The following is an 18308-nucleotide window of genomic DNA, read 5'->3' on the forward strand; positions in this document are numbered from 1 at the left end:
CGGCTCGGGCGTCATTCTGACTAGAGCCCCCTCCTGGAGGGGGCTGGGGGAGCAACATTCACGCGCACGCGAGCGTGCATCGCGCGCTTACGCGCGCGATGCGCGCTTGCGCTCGTTCTCCGTCAGATGACGCTTGCGCAGGCGCACGCTCTTGGGCGTGATCTCGACCAGTTCGTCGTCCTCGATGAACTCCACGCCGTATTCCAGCGTCAGCTCGATAGGAGGCGTGATCTTGATCGCGTCTTCCTTGCCGCTGACGCGGAAGTTGGTCAGCTGCTTGGTACGGGTGGCGTTGACCACCAGGTCGTTCTCGCGGCTGTGGATGCCGACGATCATGCCTTCGTAGACCGGATCGTTGGGCTTGACGAACATGCGGCCGCGGTCGTCCAGCTTGCCCAGGGCGTAGGTGAAGATTTCACCGGCGTCCATGGAGATCAGCACGCCGTTCTTGCGGCTGGCGATCTCGCCCTTGTGCGGCTCGTAGCCGTCGAAGATGTTGGAGATCAGGCCCGAACCGCGGGTCAGGTTCAGGAATTCGTTGCTGAAACCGATCAGGCCGCGAGCCGGGATGCGGTACTCGAGGCGCACGCGGCCGCGGCCGTCCGACTCCATGTTCACCAGCTCGCCCTTGCGCTCGCCCAGGGCCTGCATCACGCCGCCCTGGTGGGTTTCTTCCACGTCGGCGGTCACCAGCTCGATAGGCTCATGCTTCTCGCCGTTGATCATCTGGAACACCACGCGCGGCTTGGAGACGGCCAGCTCGTAGCCTTCGCGGCGCATGTTTTCCAAGAGGATGGTCAGGTGCAGTTCGCCACGGCCCATCACCTCGAAGATGCCGTCTTCGCTGGTTTCCGAGACGCGCAGCGCGACGTTGCTCTGCAGTTCCTTCTGCAGACGGTCCCAGATCTGGCGGCTGGTGACGTACTTGCCTTCGCGGCCGGCCAGCGGGCTGGTGTTGACGCAGAAATTCATGGTCAGGGTCGGCTCGTCGACCTTGAGCATGGGCAGCGGTGCCGGCTCGGCGATGCTGGTCACGGTCACGCCGATGCCGATGTCCTCGATGCCGTTGATCAGCACGATGTCGCCGGGGCCGGCTTCGGGCGTCTGCATGCGGTCCAGACCCTGGAAGGTCAGCACCTGGTTGATGCGGCCCTTGGTGGTCTTGCCGTCCAGGCCTTCCATCACGGCCACATCCATATTGGGCTTGATCGTGCCCTGGGTGATGCGACCCACGCCGATGCGGCCGACGAAGGTCGAGTAGTCCAGCGCCGAGATCTGCAGCTGCAGCGGGGCGGTCGGGTCACCCTTTTGCGAGGGCACATGCTTCAGCACGGTGTTGAACAGGGCCGACATGTCCGGGCCCCATTGCGCGCCGGGCTCGCCCTCTTCCAGCGAGGTCCAGCCATTGATGCCGGAGGCGTAGACGACCGGGAAGTCCAGCTGCTCGTCGGTGGCGCCCAGCTTGTCGAACAGGTCGAAGGCGGCGTTGATCACGGCATCGGGCTTGGCGCCCGGCTTGTCCACCTTGTTGACCACGACGATGGGCTTCAGGCCCAGGGCCAGCGCCTTCTTGGTCACGAAGCGGGTCTGCGGCATCGGGCCTTCCTGGGCGTCGATCAGCAGCACCACGCCGTCCACCATGGACAGGGCGCGCTCCACCTCGCCGCCGAAGTCCGCGTGTCCCGGGGTGTCGACGATGTTGATGTGGGTGCCTTCCCAGGCCACGGCGCAGTTCTTGGCCAGGATGGTGATGCCACGCTCGCGTTCGATGGCATTGCTGTCCATCACGGTGTCGACGACCTTCTCGTGCTCGGCGAAGGTGCCGCTCTGGCGCAGCAGCTGGTCGACCATGGTGGTTTTGCCATGGTCGACGTGGGCGATGATGGCGATGTTGCGGATCTGCTTGCTCATATCAAACGACTTTCCTAGTAACTTGTTCTTCAGCGCTGCTGCTGGCTGCGAGCCCCGCCACTTCCTGGGGACTCAGCAGCCGGCTGGGTATCAGCTGGCCTTCGGCGATCGAGGCGCTGCCCAGCAGCACCGGTGGGCGGATTCCATAGACCCGCACCTGGGACTGGTCGCCGCTTCCCGGGGGGAGGCGGCGCCGCAAGCCGTTGAGGAAACGCGAGGCGTCCTCCTCTTCCAGGCTCACGGCCGGCCAGTCCTGCAACAGGCAGTCTGGCGGACGCAGCAGGCCCAGGCGTTCGTCTTCGCTCATCGCGGCCAGCGCGTCGAGCGTGATGGCGTCTTCGACCTGCACCGCGCCACTGGCCGTGCGGCGCAGCGCGGACAGCGAGGCGCCGCAGCCCAGCAGCGCACCGATGTCCTCGGCCAGCGTACGGATGTAGGTGCCCTTGGAGCAGCGGACGCGTATCACCAGCGCCTCATGCTGCCAGTCCAGGATGGCAATCGAATGAATCGTCACCTCGCGCGGCTCGCGCTCTACGGTGATGCCCTGGCGGGCGTAGTCGTACAGCGCCTTGCCCTCGTGCTTGAGTGCCGAGTGCATGGGCGGCAGCTGGGAGATCAGGCCGACATGGCGCGCGCAGGCCGCTTCGATCTGCCCGCGGCTGAGGCCTTCGACCGGCCTGGTCTCCAGCACCTCGCCCTCGGCATCGCCGGTGCTGGTGCGCACGCCCAGGCGCAAAGTTGCGATGTATTCCTTGTCGGCGTCCAGGCTGACCTGGCTGAACTTGGTGGCCGCGCCGAAGCACAGCGGCAAGAGGCCGGTGGCCAGCGGGTCCAGCGTGCCGGTGTGGCCGGCCTTCTCGGCGCGCAGCAGCCATTTGGCCTTCTGCAGCGCATCGTTGCTCGACAGGCCCAACGGCTTGTCGAGCAGCAGCACGCCGTGCAGGGCACGGCGGACCACTCGTTGGCGCTGGGGCTTGTCGGTCATTGCGGGTGGGCCGGTCAGTCGTTGGTCAGATCGTCATCCGCTGCGCGCGTGGCGTTGGCTCGGGCGATCAGGGCGCTCATCTCCGAAGCGCGCTCGGTCGTGCGGTCGAAGTGGAAGTGCAGGGTCGGCACCGTGTGGATCTGCAGGCGCTTGAACAGGCCATTGCGAAGGAAGCCGGCGGCCTCGTTCAGCGCCTCCTCGGTGGCTTGCGGGTCGCCGATCAGCACGGTGAAGAACACCTTGGCGTGGGCGTAGTCGGGCGTGACCTCGATGCCGCTGATCGTGGCCATTCCTATGCGCGGATCCTTGAGCTCACGGATCAGTTCCGAGAGGTCGCGCTGGATCTGGTCGGCCACGCGGAAACCGCGGTTGGGGATCGCTCGCTTGTGTCGCATGCATTTGCTCCTTCGCCGGCCTCACCAAGGACAAACCCCGCCTGCTTTTCGTAGGCGGGGTTTGGTGGGTGGGGCCAACTCCGCTGTTACAGCGTTCGTGCCACTTCCTTGATCTCGAAGAACTCCAGCACGTCACCTTCCTTGATGTCGTTGTAGTTCTTGAGCTTGATACCGCACTCGAAGCCTTCCTTGACTTCCTTGACGTCGTCCTTCTCGCGGCGAACCGATTCGACCTCGCCGGTGTAGATGACGATGTTCTCGCGCAGCAGGCGGAACTTGGCGTTGCGGCGGACCATGCCCGAAGTGATCATGGAACCGGCCACCGTGCCGATCTTCGAAGCCACGAACACGACGCGGATCTCGGCCGTGCCCAGCGCTTCTTCCTTCTGCTCCGGAGCCAGCATGCCGCCCATCGCCGCCTTCACCTCATCCACGGCGTCGTAGATGATGTTGTAGTAGCGCAGGTCGACGCCATTGCCCTCGGCCAGCTTGCGCGCGCCGGCATCGGCGCGGGTGTTGAAGCCGATGACGATGGCCTTGGAAGCGATCGCCAGGTTGACGTCGGACTCGCTGATGCCACCGACCGCCGCATGGACGATCTGCACCTTGACCTCGTCGGTCGAGAGCTTGAGCAGCGAGGCAGCCAGCGCTTCCTGCGAGCCCTGCACGTCGGCCTTGATGATCAGCGGCAGAGTCTGGACGTCGCCAGCCGTCATGTCGGAGAACATGTTCTCCAGCTTGGCGGCCTGCTGCTTGGCCAGCTTGACGTCGCGGTACTTGCCCGAACGGAAGGTCGCGACCTCGCGGGCACGGCGCTCGTCGGCCAACACCATGAATTCGTCGCCGGCCTGCGGCACTTCGGTCAGGCCCTGGATTTCCACCGGGATGGACGGACCGGCTTCAGTGGTCGGCTTGCCGTCTTCGTCCAGCATGGCGCGCACGCGGCCGAAGGTCGAGCCGGCCAGCACCACGTCGCCGCGCTTGAGCGTGCCGCTCTGCACCAGCACCGTGGCCACCGGGCCGCGGCCCTTGTCCAGCTTGGCTTCGATCACCAGGCCCTTGGCCATGGAGGCGGCCGGGGCCTTGAGCTCCAGCACTTCGGCCTGCAGCAGCACCTGCTCCAGCAGCTCGTCGATGCCCTGGCCGGTCTTGGACGACACGCCGATGAAGGGCGAATCGCCGCCGAATTCTTCCGGCACGACCTGCTCGGCCACCAGCTCGCTCTTGACGCGCTCGGCGTTGGAATCGGGCTTGTCGATCTTGGTCATGGCCACGACGATGGGCACGCCCGCCGCCCTGGCATGGTGGATGGCTTCCTTGGTCTGCGGCATCACGCCGTCGTCGGCAGCACAGACCAGGATGACGATGTCGGTGGCCTTGGCGCCGCGGGCACGCATGGCCGTGAAGGCTTCGTGACCCGGGGTATCCAGGAAGGTGACCGTGCCACGCGGCGTATCGACGTGATAGGCGCCGATGTGCTGCGTGATGCCACCGGCTTCGCCCGCGGCCACGCGGCTGCGGCGGATGTAGTCCAGCAGCGAGGTCTTGCCATGGTCGACGTGACCCATGACCGTAACCACCGGAGCACGCGGCAGCAGCTCGTGCTGCTGCTCGGCCGTGCCCTCTTCCTCGAGGAAGGCATCCGGATCGTCCAGCTTGGCGGCAAACGCCTTGTGGCCCATTTCCTCGACCAGGATCATGGCCGTCTCTTGGTCCAGCTGCTGGTTGATGGTGACCATCTGCCCCAGCTTCATCAGCTGCTTGATCAGTTCGGAGGCCTTGATCGACATCTTGTGCGCCAGGTCGGCCACCGAGATGGTCTCGGGCACATGGACTTCCTGGATCACCGGTTCGGTCGGCGCAACGAAGTTGGACGAGCCACCGTTGCGGTCGCCACGGTCGCCACGGCGACCGGCAGCGCCCTTGGGAGCACGCCAGCCAGGCGTGCCGCGGCCCGGGGCTGCGCCACCGGGACCACCCAGGGTCTTGAGGCCGCGCTTCTTGGCGGCGTCATCGGCCCAGCTCGAAGACAGCTTCTCGGACTTGACCGACTTCTTGTCGCCCGGCTTGGCAGCGGCTCCGGCAGCAGCAGGCGCCGCACCCGGCGTACCCGCCTTCTTGTGGATCGTGCCCTTGATGGCGGGGGCCTCGGCCGGCTTGGGTTCTTCCGGCTTCTTGGCCACCAGCACCTTCTTGGGCGCATTCATCATGGCGCGGATCGCCGCGGCCTCGGCCTCGGCGGCCTTGCGGCGACGCTCCAGGTCGGCGGCCTTCTGCTTGTCGTCAGCGGCAGGAGCCGCAGCCTTGACCACGCGCAGCGCGGGCTTGGGCGGTTCGACCGGGGCCGGCGGCGGCGCCACAACCTCGGCTGCCGGAGCCGGCGCCGGTGCGGCTGCGACCGGAGCGGCAGCGCCCTTTTTGGCGGCGGCAGCGGCTTCCTTGGCGGCAGCATCGGCGGCGGCCTTGGCGGCAGCAGCTTCCTCGGCGGCACGGGCTTCGGCGGCCAGGCGCTCCTGGCGGCGCTCTTCCTCGGCAGCACGGGCGGCTGCTTCGGCTTCCTCACGTTCACGCAGCTTGGCGGCCAGCTCTTCCTCTTGCTGACGCAGCGCCTCGGCCTGGGCCTGGGCTTCTTCCTCGCGGCGGGCCAGCTCGGCTTCCTCGGCGGCGGCGGCAGCGGCCTCGTCAACGCCGGCAACGTCGTCGCGCTTGACGAAGACGCGCTTCTTGCGCACCTCGACCTGGATGGTGCGGGCCTTGCCGCTGGCATCGGCCTGCTTGATCTCGCTGGTCGACTTGCGGGTCAGCGTGATCTTCTTGCGTTCAGCGCCGCTGGTGCCGTGCGCGGTGCGCAGGTAGTCCAGCAGCTTTTCCTTGTCGGCCTCGTTGAGGGCGTCCTCGGCAGACGCCTTCTTGACGCCCGCGGCTTGCAGCTGCTCCAGCAGCGTGCCTGCAGGCCGGTTCAGCTCTGCAGCGAACTGGGCGACGGTGGTCACAGCCATTGTTAAATCCTTGTGCTTAGCGAATCTGGGGTGGGCTTGGCGGTCTCGTTGCGGCTCAAGCCGTGAACCAGTGTTCGCGGGCCTTCATGATCAGGGTGCGTGCTGCACCCTCTTCCATGCCGGCCATTTCGACCAGTTCGTCGACGGCCAGGTCGGCCAGGTCGTCGCGGGTGTGGATGCCGCCGTCGGCGAGCTTGGCGATCAGGTCGGGCGTCACGCCCTCGAGGTCACGCAGGTCCTGCGAGACTTCCTCGACCTTCTCTTCCTTGGCGATCTCCAGGGTCAGCAGGGCATCCTTGGCGCGGGTGCGCAGCTCGTTGACCGTGTCCTCGTCGAAGGCCTCGATCTCCAGCATTTCCTGCATCGGCACGTAGGCGACTTCTTCAAGGCTGGTGAAACCTTCGGCGATCAGGATGTCGGCGACTTCCTCGTCCACGTCGAGCTTGTCGACGAAGAGCTTGCGCACCGATTCGGATTCCTGTTCCTGCTTGGCGGCCGATTCCTCGGCGGTCATGATGTTGATGCGCCAGCCGGTCAGCTCCGAGGCCAGACGCACGTTCTGGCCACCACGGCCGATGGCGATGGCGAGATTCTCCTCGTCGACCACCACATCCATGGCATGGCGCTCTTCGTCCACCACGATGGACTGCACATTGGCCGGGGCCAGGGCGCCGATGACGAACTGCGCCGGGTCTTCGGACCACAGCACGATGTCGACGCGCTCGCCGGCCAGCTCGTTGGTCACGCCGTTGACGCGTGAACCGCGGACGCCGACGCAGGTACCGATCGGGTCGACGCGCTTGTCGTGCGACAGCACGGCGATCTTGGCGCGGCTGCCGGAATCACGGGCGCAGCTCTTGATCTCCAGCAGGCCCTGCTCGATCTCGGGCACTTCCTGGGCGAACAGTTCCTTCATGAACTCGGGCGACGAACGCGACAGCATGATCTGCGGGCCACGCTGGGTCGGATCCACGCCCAGGATCACGGCACGCACGCGGTCACCGGTGCGCAGGTTCTCCTTGGAGATCATCTCGTTGCGGCGCAGGCGGCCTTCGACACGGCCCGATTCGCAGATCAGGTCGCCCTTATCCAGGCGCTTGACCGTGCCGACGAAGATCTTCTCGCCGCGCGACATGAAGTCGTTCAGCAGCTGCTCGCGCTCGGCGTCGCGGATCTTCTGCAGGATCACCTGCTTGGCAGCCTGAGCACCGATGCGGCCGATGGGCACCGACTCGATGGCTTCCTCGATGTGGTCGTCGATCTCGATGTCGGCGATCTGCTCCTGGGCTTCGAACAGCAGGATTTCGGCATCGGCGTTCTGCAGGCCGGCCTCGTTGGGCACGACATGCCAGCGGCGGAAGGTCTCGTACTCGCCGGAGTCGCGATCAATGGCAACGCGGATGTCGACTTCCGTGCCATAGAGCTTCTTGGTGGCCGAGGCCAGGGCCGCTTCCACGGCACCGAACACGACATCGCGCTCCACGCTCTTCTCGCGCGAGATCGCGTCCACCAGCATCAACAGTTCGCGGTTCATTGATCAGGACCTCCATCAACCTTTTCATCTTCGGCGTCAGTCGTGACCGACTGACGCGACTTTGCATTGCTGCGCTTCTTGGGTGCCTTGGCCTTCTTGGCCTCGGCCGACTTGCCGGCCTCCTGTGCACCCTGGGCATTGCGCCCCTTGAAGCTGATCTGCGGCACCAGGCGTGCCTCGCGGACTTCCTCGAACGAGAAGTCCAATGCCTGCTCGACCTTGCCATCGCTGAAAACCAGGCGCCAGGCCTCGCCTTGCGCCTCGAGCAGGCCCTTGTATTTCTTGCGGCCCTGGAAGGCAGCCCGCAGCGTGATCTGCACTTCCTGGCCAGCGAAGCGCTGGTAATGCGCCACCGTCTTCAGCGGGCGATCCATGCCGGGCGAGGAAACCTCAAGCCTTTCATACGGCACGTTCTCGACCTCCAGCAGATACTGCAGCTGGCGCGTCACTTTCTCGCAGTCGTCGACGGTGATGAATTCACCGGCAGCGGCGGCCTCGGCGGTCTTGTCGATATACACGCGCAGCAAGCCGGCGGCACTGCGTTCGCAGTCCACCAGGTCGTAACCGAGACCGGTCACGGTTTTTTCAACAGCTGCTTGCCAATTCATGCGTTCGTATCGCTTCTCGCCAACGTGAAATTCCTCGCAAAACCCAGGCCTCGAGAACCGGGTCGCAAACCGATCAAGCAAAAAAAATGGGCTGGATGAATCCGCCCACTCACTTGCGCGCCTCACCGGAAACCGCGATCAACTCGCTGCATCCGGGCCGCACATCGCTTTGCGTTCACTGACCATGCCTAGCCAGCGAAGCAGGGATTGTACTATGCAAGCACCATGCCGGCAAGGCTGCAGCTTGCAGTGAATGCCTGCCATGCCAAAATCCGGCCCCCGATACCAGACGACAGACAACAAAAGGAGCCACCATGGGTTTTCTCGCCGGCAAGCGACTGCTGATCACGGGCGTTCTTTCCAACCGTTCGATCGCCTACGGCATCGCCAAGGCCTGCCACCGTGAAGGCGCCGAGCTGGCCTTCAGCTATGTCGGCGAGCGCTTCAAGGACCGCATCACCGAGTTCGCTGCCGAGTTTGGCTCGAACCTGACCTTCGACTGCGACGTCTCTGACGATGCCCAGATCGAGCGCCTGTTCGCCCAGCTGGGCGAGGTCTGGCCCGAATTCGACGGCTTTGTCCATTCGATCGGGTTCGCGCCGCGCGACGCCATCGCCGGTGAATTCCTGGACGGCCTCACCCGCGAGAACTTCCGCATCGCCCATGACATCTCGGCCTACAGCTTCCCGGCCATGGCCAAGGCCGCCCTGCCCCGCCTGCGTGCCGGCAGCTCGCTGCTGACCCTGTCCTACCTGGGCGCCGAGCGTTTCGTTCCCAACTACAACACCATGGGCCTGGCCAAGGCCTCGCTGGAAGCCAGCGTGCGCTACCTGGCCTACAACCTGGGCGCCAAGGGCGTTCGGGTCAACGGCATCTCGGCCGGCCCGATCAAGACCCTGGCCGCCTCGGGCATCAAGGACTTCGGCAAGCTGCTGTCGGCCTTTGCCGCGACCACCCCGATCCGCCGCAACGTGACCATCGAGGACGTGGGCAATACCGCGGCCTTCCTGTTCTCGGACCTGTCCGGCGGCATCAGCTCGGAGATCATCTATGTGGACGGCGGCTTCAGCCACGTCGCGCTCGCTGGCGAGGCCTAAGCCGCCCGCCGGGCCGCTTCCAAGGGCGGCTCAAAGACAAAAGGCGCTGGTCAATCCAGCGCCTTTTTTCATCCCCTCGCGGGATCGACCAGGTAATCCCTGGGCGAGGGGTCAACAAGCTCAGGCTACGCAGTCCACGTAGTAGTGAGTGCGCCCGTCTTCGCCGGCCTCAGCCACCAGGCCATGCACATCGGTCGCGAAGCCCGGGAACTTTAGGTTGAACTCGCGGGTGAACTTCAGGTAGTCGACGATCTTCTTGTTGAAGCGCTCGCCCGGGATCAAGAGCGGAATGCCCGGCGGGTAAGGCGTCAGCAGCGAAGTCGTAACCCGGCCTTCCAGCTTGTCGATGGCCACACGCTCGGTCTTGCGCTGGGCAATATGGGCATAGGCATCGCTGGGCTTCATCGCCGGCTCCAGGTCCGACAGATAGACCTCGGTCGTCAGCCGCGCAATGTCGCCCTTGGCATAGGCCTCGTGGATGCTCTGGCAGAGGTCGCGCAGGCCCATGCGCTCGTACCGCGGCTGGGCGGCGCAGAACTCCGGCATGATGCGCCACAGCGGTGCGTTCTTGTCGTAGTCGTCCTTGAACTGCTGCAGCGCGGTCAGCAGCGTGTTCCAGCGGCCCTTGGTGATGCCGATGGTGAACATGATGAAGAACGAATACAGGCCGGTCTTCTCGACCACCACGCCATGCTCGGCCAGGAACTTGGTGACGATGGACGCCGGGATGCCGCTCTTGGCGAACTTGCCACTCATGTCCAGGCCGGGCGTGATGATGGTGGACTTGATCGGGTCCAGCATGTTGAAGCCGGCCTCGATGGGACCGAAGCCGTGCCACTTCTCGTTGGCCTTGAGCATCCAGTCGGTCGGCTTGCCAACGCCCTCGGCCGCCAGCTGCTTGTCCGGACCCCAGACCTTGAACCACCAGTCGGCCTTGCCATAGTCCTTCTCGACCTTGCGCATCGCGCGGCGGAAGTCCAGCGCCTCGGCCAGGCTCTCTTCGACGAGTGCCGTGCCGCCGGGCGGCTCCATCATCGCGGCCGCGACATCGCAGCTGGCGATGATCGAATACTGCGGGCTGGTCGAGGTGTGCATCAGGTAGGCCTCGTTGAACAGATGCTTGTCCAGCTTCACGTTCTGAGAGTCCTGAACCAGCACCTGCGAGGCCTGCGAAAGGCCGGCCAGCAGCTTGTGGGTCGACTGGGTCGCGTAGACCATGGCCGTCTTCGGACGCGGACGGTTCTTGCCCATCGCGTGGTACGAGCCGTAGAAATTGTGGAAGGCCGCGTGCGGCAGCCAGGCTTCGTCGAAATGCAGGGTGTCGATCCAGCCGTCCAGCTTGCCCTTGATGGTCTCGGTGTTGTAAAGCACGCCGTCGTAAGTCGACTGCGTCAGCGTCATGATGCGCGGCTTGACCTTCTTGGCGTCCACGCCCTTGAGCAGCGGATTCTTGGCGATCTTCTTGCGGATCGTCTCCGGCGAGAACTCGCTCTCGGGGATGGGACCGATGATGCCGTAGTGATTGCGCGTCGGCGTCATGAACACCGGCACGGCGCCGGTCATGATGATCGAGTGCAGGATGGACTTGTGGCAGTTGCGGTCGACGACGACCACGTCGCCCGGCGCCACCGTGTGGTGCCAGACCATCTTGTTCGAGGTGGAGGTGCCGTTGGTGACGAAGAAGCAGTGGTCGGCATTGAAGATGCGCGCGGCATTCTTCTCCGACGCGGCCACCGGGCCGGTGTGATCCAGCAATTGGCCCAGCTCTTCAACGGCATTGCAGACGTCGGCGCGCAGCATGTTCTCGCCGAAGAACTGGTGGAACATCTGGCCGACAGGGCTCTTCAGGAAGGCGACGCCGCCCGAGTGACCGGGGCAATGCCAGGAGTAGGAGCCGTCCTGCGCATAGTCCATCAGCGCCTTGAAGAACGGCGGTGCCAGGCCGTCCAGGTAGCTGCGAGCCTCGCGGATGATGTGGCGGGCCACGAACTCCGGCGTGTCCTCGAACATGTGGATGAAGCCATGCAGCTCGCGCAGCACATCGTTAGGCAAGTGCTGCGAGGTGCGCGTCTCGCCATAGACGTAGATGGGGATGTCCGCATTCTTGAAGCGGATCTCCTCGATGAACTTGCGCAGGTTCAGCACCGCCGGGTCGAGCTCGGGGCCGGGCGTGAACTCCTCGTCGTCGATCGACAGGATGAAGGCGCTGGCCCGACTCTGCTGCTGGGCGAACTGGCTCAGGTCGCCGTAGCTGGTGACGCCCAGGACCTCGAAGCCCTCCTTCTGGATCGCCTCGGCCAGGGCGCGAATGCCCAGGCCCGAGGTGTTCTCGGAACGGTAGTCCTCGTCGATGATGACGATGGGAAAGCGAAAACGCAGCATGGCTGGGCCTCCAGGGGCACGGGGACGGGACAAAAAACGAAGGCGCGAAGTGTAGGGCCAAGCAGGCGACGATCCGATGGCGCCTGTAGAGCCCAAGCCGCTTTGTCGCACAAACCGGACGCGCTGGGCAGCAGCACCCCGGCGCTAAACTGGCCCGCAACAAAAAGGAGGGCTCCATGGAGACGACTAGCAACCCCGCCATCGCCTGGTGGATCATCGCCGGCGTCCTGGTCGCCATCGAGTTGGCCACCGGCACTTTCTACCTCTTGATGATGGCCCTGGGTGCCGTGGCGGCGGCGCTCTGTGCGCACCTCGGCCTGGGCTTCAGCGCCCAGCTGGTGGCGGCAGCCGCGGTCGGCGGTGCTGCGGTGGCGGTCTGGCACAGCAAGCGTGCCCGCAGCCCGCGCGAGCCGGCCGAATCGAATCGCGACGTCAACCTCGACATAGGCCAGACGGTGGACGTCGGCCAGTGGCAGGCCGACGGCAGTGCCACGGTCAAGTACCGCGGCGCCGAATGGCAGGCCCGCTTCCAGGGCAGCGGCACGCCGCACAGTGGCCGCCATGTGATTCGCGCCGTGGATGGCAGCTGCCTGCTGCTCGACGCCGCCTGAAGCTCTTCGATATCCAGAGAGGAACCCACAGCATGGAAATGATCGCCCTGGTGCTGCTCGTCGTCGCAGCTCTTTTCATCGTCCGTTCGGTCAAGGTCGTGCCCCAGCAGCATGCCTGGGTGGTCGAGCGGCTGGGCCGCTACCACGGCACGCTCACGCCGGGCCTCAACTTCCTGGTGCCCTTCGTCGACCGGCTGGCCTACAAGCATTCGCTGAAGGAGATCCCGCTGGACGTGCCCAGCCAGGTCTGCATCACCAAGGACAACACCCAGCTGACGGTGGACGGCATCCTGTACTTCCAGATCACCGACCCGATGCGGGCCAGCTATGGCTCCAGCAACTACATCATTGCCATCACCCAGCTGGCCCAGACCACGCTGCGCAGTGTGATAGGCCGCATGGAACTGGACCGCACCTTCGAGGAACGCGAGGCGATCAACAGCGCCGTGGTCCAGGCGCTGGACGAGGCCGCGCTGAACTGGGGCGTCAAGGTGCTGCGTTACGAGATCAAGGACCTGACGCCGCCGCCCGCCATCCTGCACGCGATGCAGGCCCAGATCACGGCCGAGCGCGAGAAGCGCGCCCTGATCGCCGCGTCCGAAGGCCGCCGCCAGGAGCAGATCAACATCGCCACCGGCGAGCGCGAGGCCGCCATCGCCCGCTCTGAGGGCGAGAAGCAAGCCGAGATCAACAAGGCCCAGGGCGAGGCCGCCGCCATCACTGCGGTGGCCGAAGCCACGGCCGACGCCATCCGCAAGATCGCCTCGGCCATCGAGCAGCCCGGCGGCAGCCAGGCCGTGCAGCTCAAGGTCGCCGAGAAAGCGGTCGATGCCTATGCCCAGCTGGCCCAGAAGAACAACACCATGATCGTGCCCGGCAATATGAGCGAGGTCTCAGGCCTCATTGGCACGGCCATGGCGCTGATGAAGAACACGCCGTCCAAGGCTTGATGTGCCGGAAGCGCCAGGAAACTGCGCTATCATGGCGGGCTTCGGAGAGGTGGATGAGCGGTTTAAGTCGCACGCCTGGAAAGCGTGTGTGGGTTAATAGCCCACCGCGGGTTCGAATCCCGCCCTCTCCGCCAGGAACACAGAAAACACGGGCCCTTGTGGCCCGTTTTCTTTTGCCGAGCTCAACGGCGGCATTGCGCCAGCAGACGCGGCTCCAGCAGCCCGCGCTGCTCGACCAACTGGCTGAGTTCCGCCCCGCCTGCCGCAAACAGGTTGACCTCGATGGGCGTCGGCCCCTGGGCCGCCAGCGCCACGTCCCAATGCTGGAAACGCAAACCAGGCAGCAGTCGCGCTGCTTGCAAGGTCGTGTCGCAAACCGCGCCCCAGTCCGGAATCGTCAACCCCTCGACGCTCAGGCCGGAATCAGGATGGCGGTCCAGTTCACGCAGACCAAGGCCGAACCCCTGGATCACCCGTTTGACGCGCCCCGTGTCGAGATCGACCGCCGCCAGCAGATTGCCCAGGGTGCCGCTCTCGAAGTTGTCGACGATGTTGTGCGCCCGCGGCAGCTTCCAGATGGCGCGGAAAATCCTCGGCCCCTGGCCTTCATCGAGCGTCATCACCCTCAGGGTCGAGAGACGGCCGCTGAGCAAGGCCTCGAAGCAGCTCACGCCGGCCATGCATTCCTGGATCAGCAAGCCCTGCCCGGCCAAATTGAGCAGGCTGGCCACGAACTCACCGACCGAGACCCGCCTGCCGCCGTCCAGCAGCAGCTGATCAGCTTCCGGCACATAGCCCTCGATCAGCGCCGCACCGCGGCCAAAGCCGCCATGGACCGGTTTCAGGAACAGCGGAAAGCTGCGGTTCTGTCGCAACCAGTCAGCCAGTTCTGCCGCAGAGCCATGTCTGGGACAGCCATTGCCGGGATCCGTAGATGCGAGATAGGTGCAATGCAGGCGTGGCTGCGGCACGCCTGCCTGTGACAGCCGCTGGGTCAGAAGCAGCTTGTCGTCTGCATAGGCGCGCCAGGAGGCGGCATTCGCCCGATCAAGAGCGGGCTCGCCGCGCCAGCCGACGAAGCGCCGTCGGTCCTGCCACCGCAAGGAGGCATCGAACAGCCGGTAGTCGTAGTACTCGCTGAGTCCGAGCCGGGACGGTGGCAGCCGCAATAGCAGTGCCTCGACCAGTTGGCGGCCCAGTCCCCGGCCGGATTCGGCACGGGCAGCGGTCGCCGAGGCCAGCCATTGCTCAACACGCTTGCGCCAGGTTTCAGGCATGGCCGAGTCTAGTTAGCAGCAGCTGGCCTGCCGGCTGGTACTTGCACCAGCCCTCCCCGAGCTTGAGGGGCTGAAAGCAAAAAAGCCCGTCGGTGACGGGCTCTTCTTCAATCGCCGGCTCAGCGCCGCTTCAGCACATGGATGAACTCGTCCGACAGGCTGGCCTGCTCGACCAGCTCGTTGCCGGTCTGGCGGGCAAAGGCCTGGAAGTCGCGCATCGAGCCAGGGTCGGTGGCCACGACCCTGAGCAACTGGCCGCTCTCCATTTCCGCCAGGGCCTTCTTGGCCTTGAGGATGGGCAGCGGGCAGTTCAGGCCGCGGGTGTCGATTTCCTTGTCGATGTGCATGTGCAGGTGTCCCAATCGAGTTGCGGCGATTCTAGGGCTTGGGCAGGTCCAGCCACTGGGGCTCAATGCCCCGCGAACGCAGCCATTGAGCCATGGCCTGGCCGGTGCCTGCCGGCCAGCAGCGCACCTGAGCGGGCTCAAGCAGCTTGTACTCGGCCAGCTCGGGCGACAGGCTGATCTCGCCCAGCGCCGGCACATGGTAGGCAATGATGACCTGGTTCATGCGCTGGAAGTCGTAGACGCCGATCAGGCTGGGCCGCGCCGCCGCCTGCAGGCCGGTCTCCTCGGCCAGCTCGCGCACGATGCCGTCTTCAGGCGTCTCTCCCGCCTCCATGAAACCGGTGATCAGACCGAAGAAGCGCCCCGGCCAGGCCGCATTGCGCGCCAGCAAGACCTGGCCCTCCCGGTCCAGGCATTCCACCACTGCAGCCAGCACCGGCGTCGGGTTGTTCCAGTGCGTGAAGCCGCAGCTAGCGCAGCGCAGTCGCTCCTTGGGTCCGCCATCCTCATCCTGGACCAGCAGCGCCAGCTCGGTGGCGCAGCGCGGGCAGAACCGGAAGTCGGGTCCGCTCATGCGGGGAACACGCCGGTGGACAGATAGCGGTCGCCGCGGTCGCAGACCACGAAGACGATGGTCGCGTCGCTGACCGTGCGCGCCAGCTGCAGCGCCGCCCAGCAGGCACCGGCCGCCGAGATGCCGCCGAACAGGCCTTCCTCGCGGGCCAGGCGCCGGGCCATGTCCTCGGCGTCGGCCTGGCTGACCAGGATCAGCTCGTCCACCGCACTGGCGTCGTAGATCTTGGGCAGGTAGGCCTCGGGCCATTTGCGGATGCCGGGGATGCGCGAACCCTCGGCCGGCTGGGCCCCGATGATGCGCACCGCCGGGTTCTGTTCCTTCAGGAAGCGCGAGGTGCCGGTGATGGTGCCGGTCGTGCCCATGGCGCTGACGAAATGGGTGATGCGGCCGGCCGTGTCGCGCCAGATCTCGGGGCCGGTGGTCTCGTAGTGGATGCGCGGGTTGTCCGCATTGGCGAACTGGTCCAGCACCCGGCCCTTGCCGTCGCGCTGCATCTGCTCGGCCAGGTCGCGGGCGTATTCCATGCCGCCGGAACGCGGCGTCAGGATCAGCTCGGCCCCGAAGGCCTTCATGGTCTGGGCCCGTTCTATGGACAGGTCCTCCGGCATGATCAGCAGCATGCGGTAGCCGCGCACTGCGGCCGCCATCGCGAGGGCAATGCCGGTGTTGCCGGAGGTGGCTTCGATCAGCGTGTCGCCCGGCTTGATCTCGCCGCGCTCCTCGGCGCGCCGGATCATGCTGATGGCGGGCCGGTCCTTGACCGAACCCGCCGGGTTGTTGCCCTCCAGCTTGGCCAGGATCACGTTGCCACGCGCCTCCAGCTCGGCCGCCGCCAGGCGCTGCAGCCGGATCAGGGGCGTGTTGCCGATGACGTCTTCGAGGGTCGGGTAATGCGCGTGCTTGCTGTCCATGGCCGGCATTGTGGCAGGCCCCGGAAAGCCATGGTCCCCATGGCATAATCCGCGGCCTCAGCAGGATCTGCCTTTGCCTCGGTGGCGAAATCGGTAGACGCAGGGGACTCAAAATCCCCCGCCGCAAGGTGTGCCGGTTCGAGTCCGGCCCGAGGCACCAAAGATAGATCTGCTTCAACATGCGCAAAGCCCCGCGCGCATCACCACCCCAATGCAGCAACTGCCGCCCCTGACCAAAGCTCTGATCTTGGCCTGTGTGGGCAGCGCCTGCTTCTTCTCGCTGTTTCCCCAGTTCCAGCACTGGTTCGTGCTCTACCCGCCGCTGTCGGGTTGGTTCTATCCCTGGCAGCTGATCAGCTACGCCTTCCTGCACGGCAATTTCTCGCACCTGCTGCTGAACATGCTCGGCCTGTGGATGTTCGGCGGCGAGCTGGAACAGGTCTACGGTCGCAAACGGTATGTTGGCTTGCTGGTCGCGAGCACGCTCAGCGCGGCCCTGGTGCAGATGCTCTATTCACTCGTCGAACCCACGCAGACCGTCGGAGCCTCCGGCGCCCTGTTCGGCCTGATGCTGGCCTACGGCATGCTGTTCCCCAACCGCACCATCATGCCGCTGATACCGCCGATTCCGATGAAGGCCAAGTACTTCGTCGCCATGTTCGGCATCCTCGAGCTGCTGATGGGTACCCATATCCTGGAATTCGGGCCGACCAATGTGGCCCACTTCGCCCACCTGGGCGGCATGTTGGGTGCCTACTTGCTGATCCGCTACTGGCGCACCCGCGGCCCTCGCCGGCTGCGCTGAGTCCTCAGCCGGCCAACAAGCCCTCGCGCACCGTCGGATAGCGCAACCGCAGTCCCAGCTCGAGCTTGAGCCTGTCGTTGGCCAGGCGGCGCGACTCGCTCAGGAAAGACAGGCGGACCGGATTCATCTGCGCCACCGCTTCCGCGCGGCTGATGCGCGCCGGCCTGGGCAGGCCACAGAGGTCGGCCGCCAGGTCGAAGTAGTCCCCCATCAACAGCTTGGTGTCGTCACAGACATGGACCGTCCGCTGAGGCAGGCCCCGGAACAGCGCCGCCACGCAGGCTCGAGCCAGGTCATCGGCGTGGATATGGTTGGTGTAGACATCGTCCTCGCGCCGCAGCACCGGCGTGCCGGCCAGCAGGCGTTCGCGCGGATGCCCACCCTCACGATCAGCCCCATAGATGCCCGGCACTCGCAGCAGGCTGACGACGCTGCCAAAGCGCTGGCCAAAGGCGCGCAGCTGGCGTTCCGCATCCACGCGGCGCCTGGCGCGGTTGGTGGCCGGCGCCAGGGCCCGGGTTTCGTCGAAGCGCGCTCCCTGGCAATCGCCGTAGACGCCGGTGGTGCTCACATAGACCAGGCTTCGCGGCGCGTCCCGCCGGGCCAGGGCCTGCAGCAGATGACGGGTACGGCTGTCGGTATCACCGCTGCCCGGTGGCGGCGCCAGGTGCAGGACGCGGTCGGCCAGCCCGGCCAGCCGGCCCAGGGTCTCGGGGCGGTCAAGGTCTCCGAGCAAGGGCTTCGCACCCGCTGCCCGCAAAGCCGCGAGCCGGTCAGCGCTGCTGCTCAAGGCAAACACCTGCCAGCGCGGCCCCAGCAGACGCAACACCCGCAGCCCCACATCGCCGCAGCCCACGATCAGCAGACGCGGCCGGCGAAACATCGGAGTGCAGGACAGGGGCATGGGCGGCTCAGGCAA

15 protein-coding genes, 2 tRNA genes and 1 pseudogene are annotated in these 18308 nt (G+C 65.7%); 6 read left to right on the forward strand and 12 right to left on the reverse strand.

Annotated features, from left to right (window positions below):
* Positions 1 to 87 precede the first annotated feature (87 nt).
* The 6 genes and pseudogenes from typA to rimP form a co-directional block, all read right to left on the reverse strand.
* Positions 88 to 1911, reverse strand: a complete 1824-nt coding sequence (gene typA / locus QT382_RS05020; protein ID WP_289252949.1) for a translational GTPase TypA — start codon at positions 1909 to 1911, stop codon at positions 88 to 90.
* A gap of 1 nt (position 1912) precedes the next feature.
* Entirely contained in the window at positions 1913 to 2896 is a 984-nt protein-coding gene (gene truB / locus QT382_RS05025) for a tRNA pseudouridine(55) synthase TruB (protein ID WP_289252950.1), read from the reverse strand.
* A gap of 14 nt (positions 2897 to 2910) precedes the next feature.
* Positions 2911 to 3291: a 30S ribosome-binding factor RbfA gene (rbfA, locus tag QT382_RS05030; protein ID WP_289252951.1), complete on the reverse strand. Its 381-nt coding sequence runs from the start codon at positions 3289 to 3291 to the stop codon at positions 2911 to 2913.
* An 86-nt stretch (positions 3292 to 3377) separates the two neighbouring features.
* Positions 3378 to 6290 carry a translation initiation factor IF-2 gene (gene infB / locus QT382_RS05035; protein WP_289252952.1) on the reverse strand — a complete coding sequence of 971 codons (2913 nt, stop codon included), beginning with the start codon at positions 6288 to 6290 and terminating at the stop codon, positions 3378 to 3380.
* A 55-nt stretch (positions 6291 to 6345) separates the two neighbouring features.
* A complete protein-coding gene (nusA, locus tag QT382_RS05040; RefSeq protein ID WP_289252953.1) occupies positions 6346 to 7824 on the reverse strand; it encodes a transcription termination factor NusA in 1479 nt (492 codons plus the stop codon).
* Positions 7825 to 7964: 140 nt separating this feature from the next.
* Positions 7965 to 8432 (reverse strand): annotated as a pseudogene (gene rimP, locus QT382_RS05045) (ribosome maturation factor RimP); the annotation flags it as partial.
* A gap of 314 nt (positions 8433 to 8746) precedes the next feature.
* Here rimP and fabI point away from each other — a divergent pair.
* Complete coding sequence (gene fabI / locus QT382_RS05050; protein ID WP_289252954.1) at positions 8747 to 9529, forward strand: enoyl-ACP reductase FabI; 783 nt, start codon at positions 8747 to 8749, stop codon at positions 9527 to 9529.
* 120 nt (positions 9530 to 9649) lie between these two features.
* Here the strand turns inward: fabI and QT382_RS05055 are convergent, their stop codons facing one another.
* Positions 9650 to 11911: an arginine/lysine/ornithine decarboxylase gene (locus tag QT382_RS05055; RefSeq protein WP_289252955.1), complete on the reverse strand. Its 2262-nt coding sequence runs from the start codon at positions 11909 to 11911 to the stop codon at positions 9650 to 9652.
* A 176-nt stretch (positions 11912 to 12087) separates the two neighbouring features.
* Between QT382_RS05055 and QT382_RS05060 the strand changes: the two genes are divergently transcribed.
* The 3 genes from QT382_RS05060 (at position 12088) to QT382_RS05070 (ending at position 13606) form a co-directional block, all read left to right on the forward strand.
* A complete protein-coding gene (locus tag QT382_RS05060; RefSeq protein ID WP_289252956.1) occupies positions 12088 to 12522 on the forward strand; it encodes an NfeD family protein in 435 nt (144 codons plus the stop codon).
* Positions 12523 to 12554: 32 nt separating this feature from the next.
* Positions 12555 to 13472, forward strand: a complete 918-nt coding sequence (locus tag QT382_RS05065; protein WP_289252957.1) for an SPFH domain-containing protein — start codon at positions 12555 to 12557, stop codon at positions 13470 to 13472.
* 43 nt (positions 13473 to 13515) lie between these two features.
* Positions 13516 to 13606: transfer RNA gene (locus QT382_RS05070), tRNA-Ser, on the forward strand.
* 48 nt (positions 13607 to 13654) lie between these two features.
* Here QT382_RS05070 and QT382_RS05075 read toward each other — a convergent pair.
* The 4 genes from QT382_RS05075 to cysM form a co-directional block, all read right to left on the reverse strand.
* On the reverse strand, positions 13655 to 14749 hold the full coding sequence (locus QT382_RS05075; RefSeq protein ID WP_289252958.1) for a sugar-transfer associated ATP-grasp domain-containing protein: 1095 nt from the start codon (positions 14747 to 14749) through the stop codon (positions 13655 to 13657).
* Positions 14750 to 14868: 119 nt separating this feature from the next.
* Entirely contained in the window at positions 14869 to 15096 is a 228-nt protein-coding gene (locus QT382_RS05080; RefSeq protein ID WP_289252959.1) for a sulfurtransferase TusA family protein, read from the reverse strand.
* A gap of 31 nt (positions 15097 to 15127) precedes the next feature.
* Entirely contained in the window at positions 15128 to 15670 is a 543-nt protein-coding gene (locus QT382_RS05085) for an NUDIX hydrolase (protein ID WP_289252960.1), read from the reverse strand.
* A complete protein-coding gene (cysM, locus tag QT382_RS05090) occupies positions 15667 to 16584 on the reverse strand; it encodes a cysteine synthase CysM (RefSeq protein WP_289252961.1) in 918 nt (305 codons plus the stop codon). Before cysM ends, QT382_RS05085 begins: the two co-directional genes overlap by 4 nt.
* 75 nt (positions 16585 to 16659) lie before the next feature.
* Here cysM and QT382_RS05095 point away from each other — a divergent pair.
* Both QT382_RS05095 and QT382_RS05100 read left to right on the forward strand, forming a co-directional pair.
* Positions 16660 to 16744 (forward strand) — tRNA-Leu (locus tag QT382_RS05095).
* Positions 16745 to 16840: 96 nt separating this feature from the next.
* A complete protein-coding gene (locus tag QT382_RS05100) occupies positions 16841 to 17389 on the forward strand; it encodes a rhomboid family intramembrane serine protease (RefSeq protein WP_289254689.1) in 549 nt (182 codons plus the stop codon).
* Positions 17390 to 17393: 4 nt separating this feature from the next.
* Here QT382_RS05100 and QT382_RS05105 read toward each other — a convergent pair whose 3' ends face one another.
* The gene (locus QT382_RS05105) at positions 17394 to 18293 is read right to left on the reverse strand and encodes an SDR family oxidoreductase (RefSeq protein WP_289252962.1); all 900 of its coding nucleotides are present in this window, start codon (positions 18291 to 18293) and stop codon (positions 17394 to 17396) included.
* Positions 18294 to 18308: the final 15 nt, after the last annotated feature.

This window comes from Pelomonas sp. SE-A7, from assembly GCF_030345705.1.
Taxonomy (GTDB): Bacteria; Pseudomonadota; Gammaproteobacteria; order Burkholderiales; family Burkholderiaceae_C; genus JAUASW01.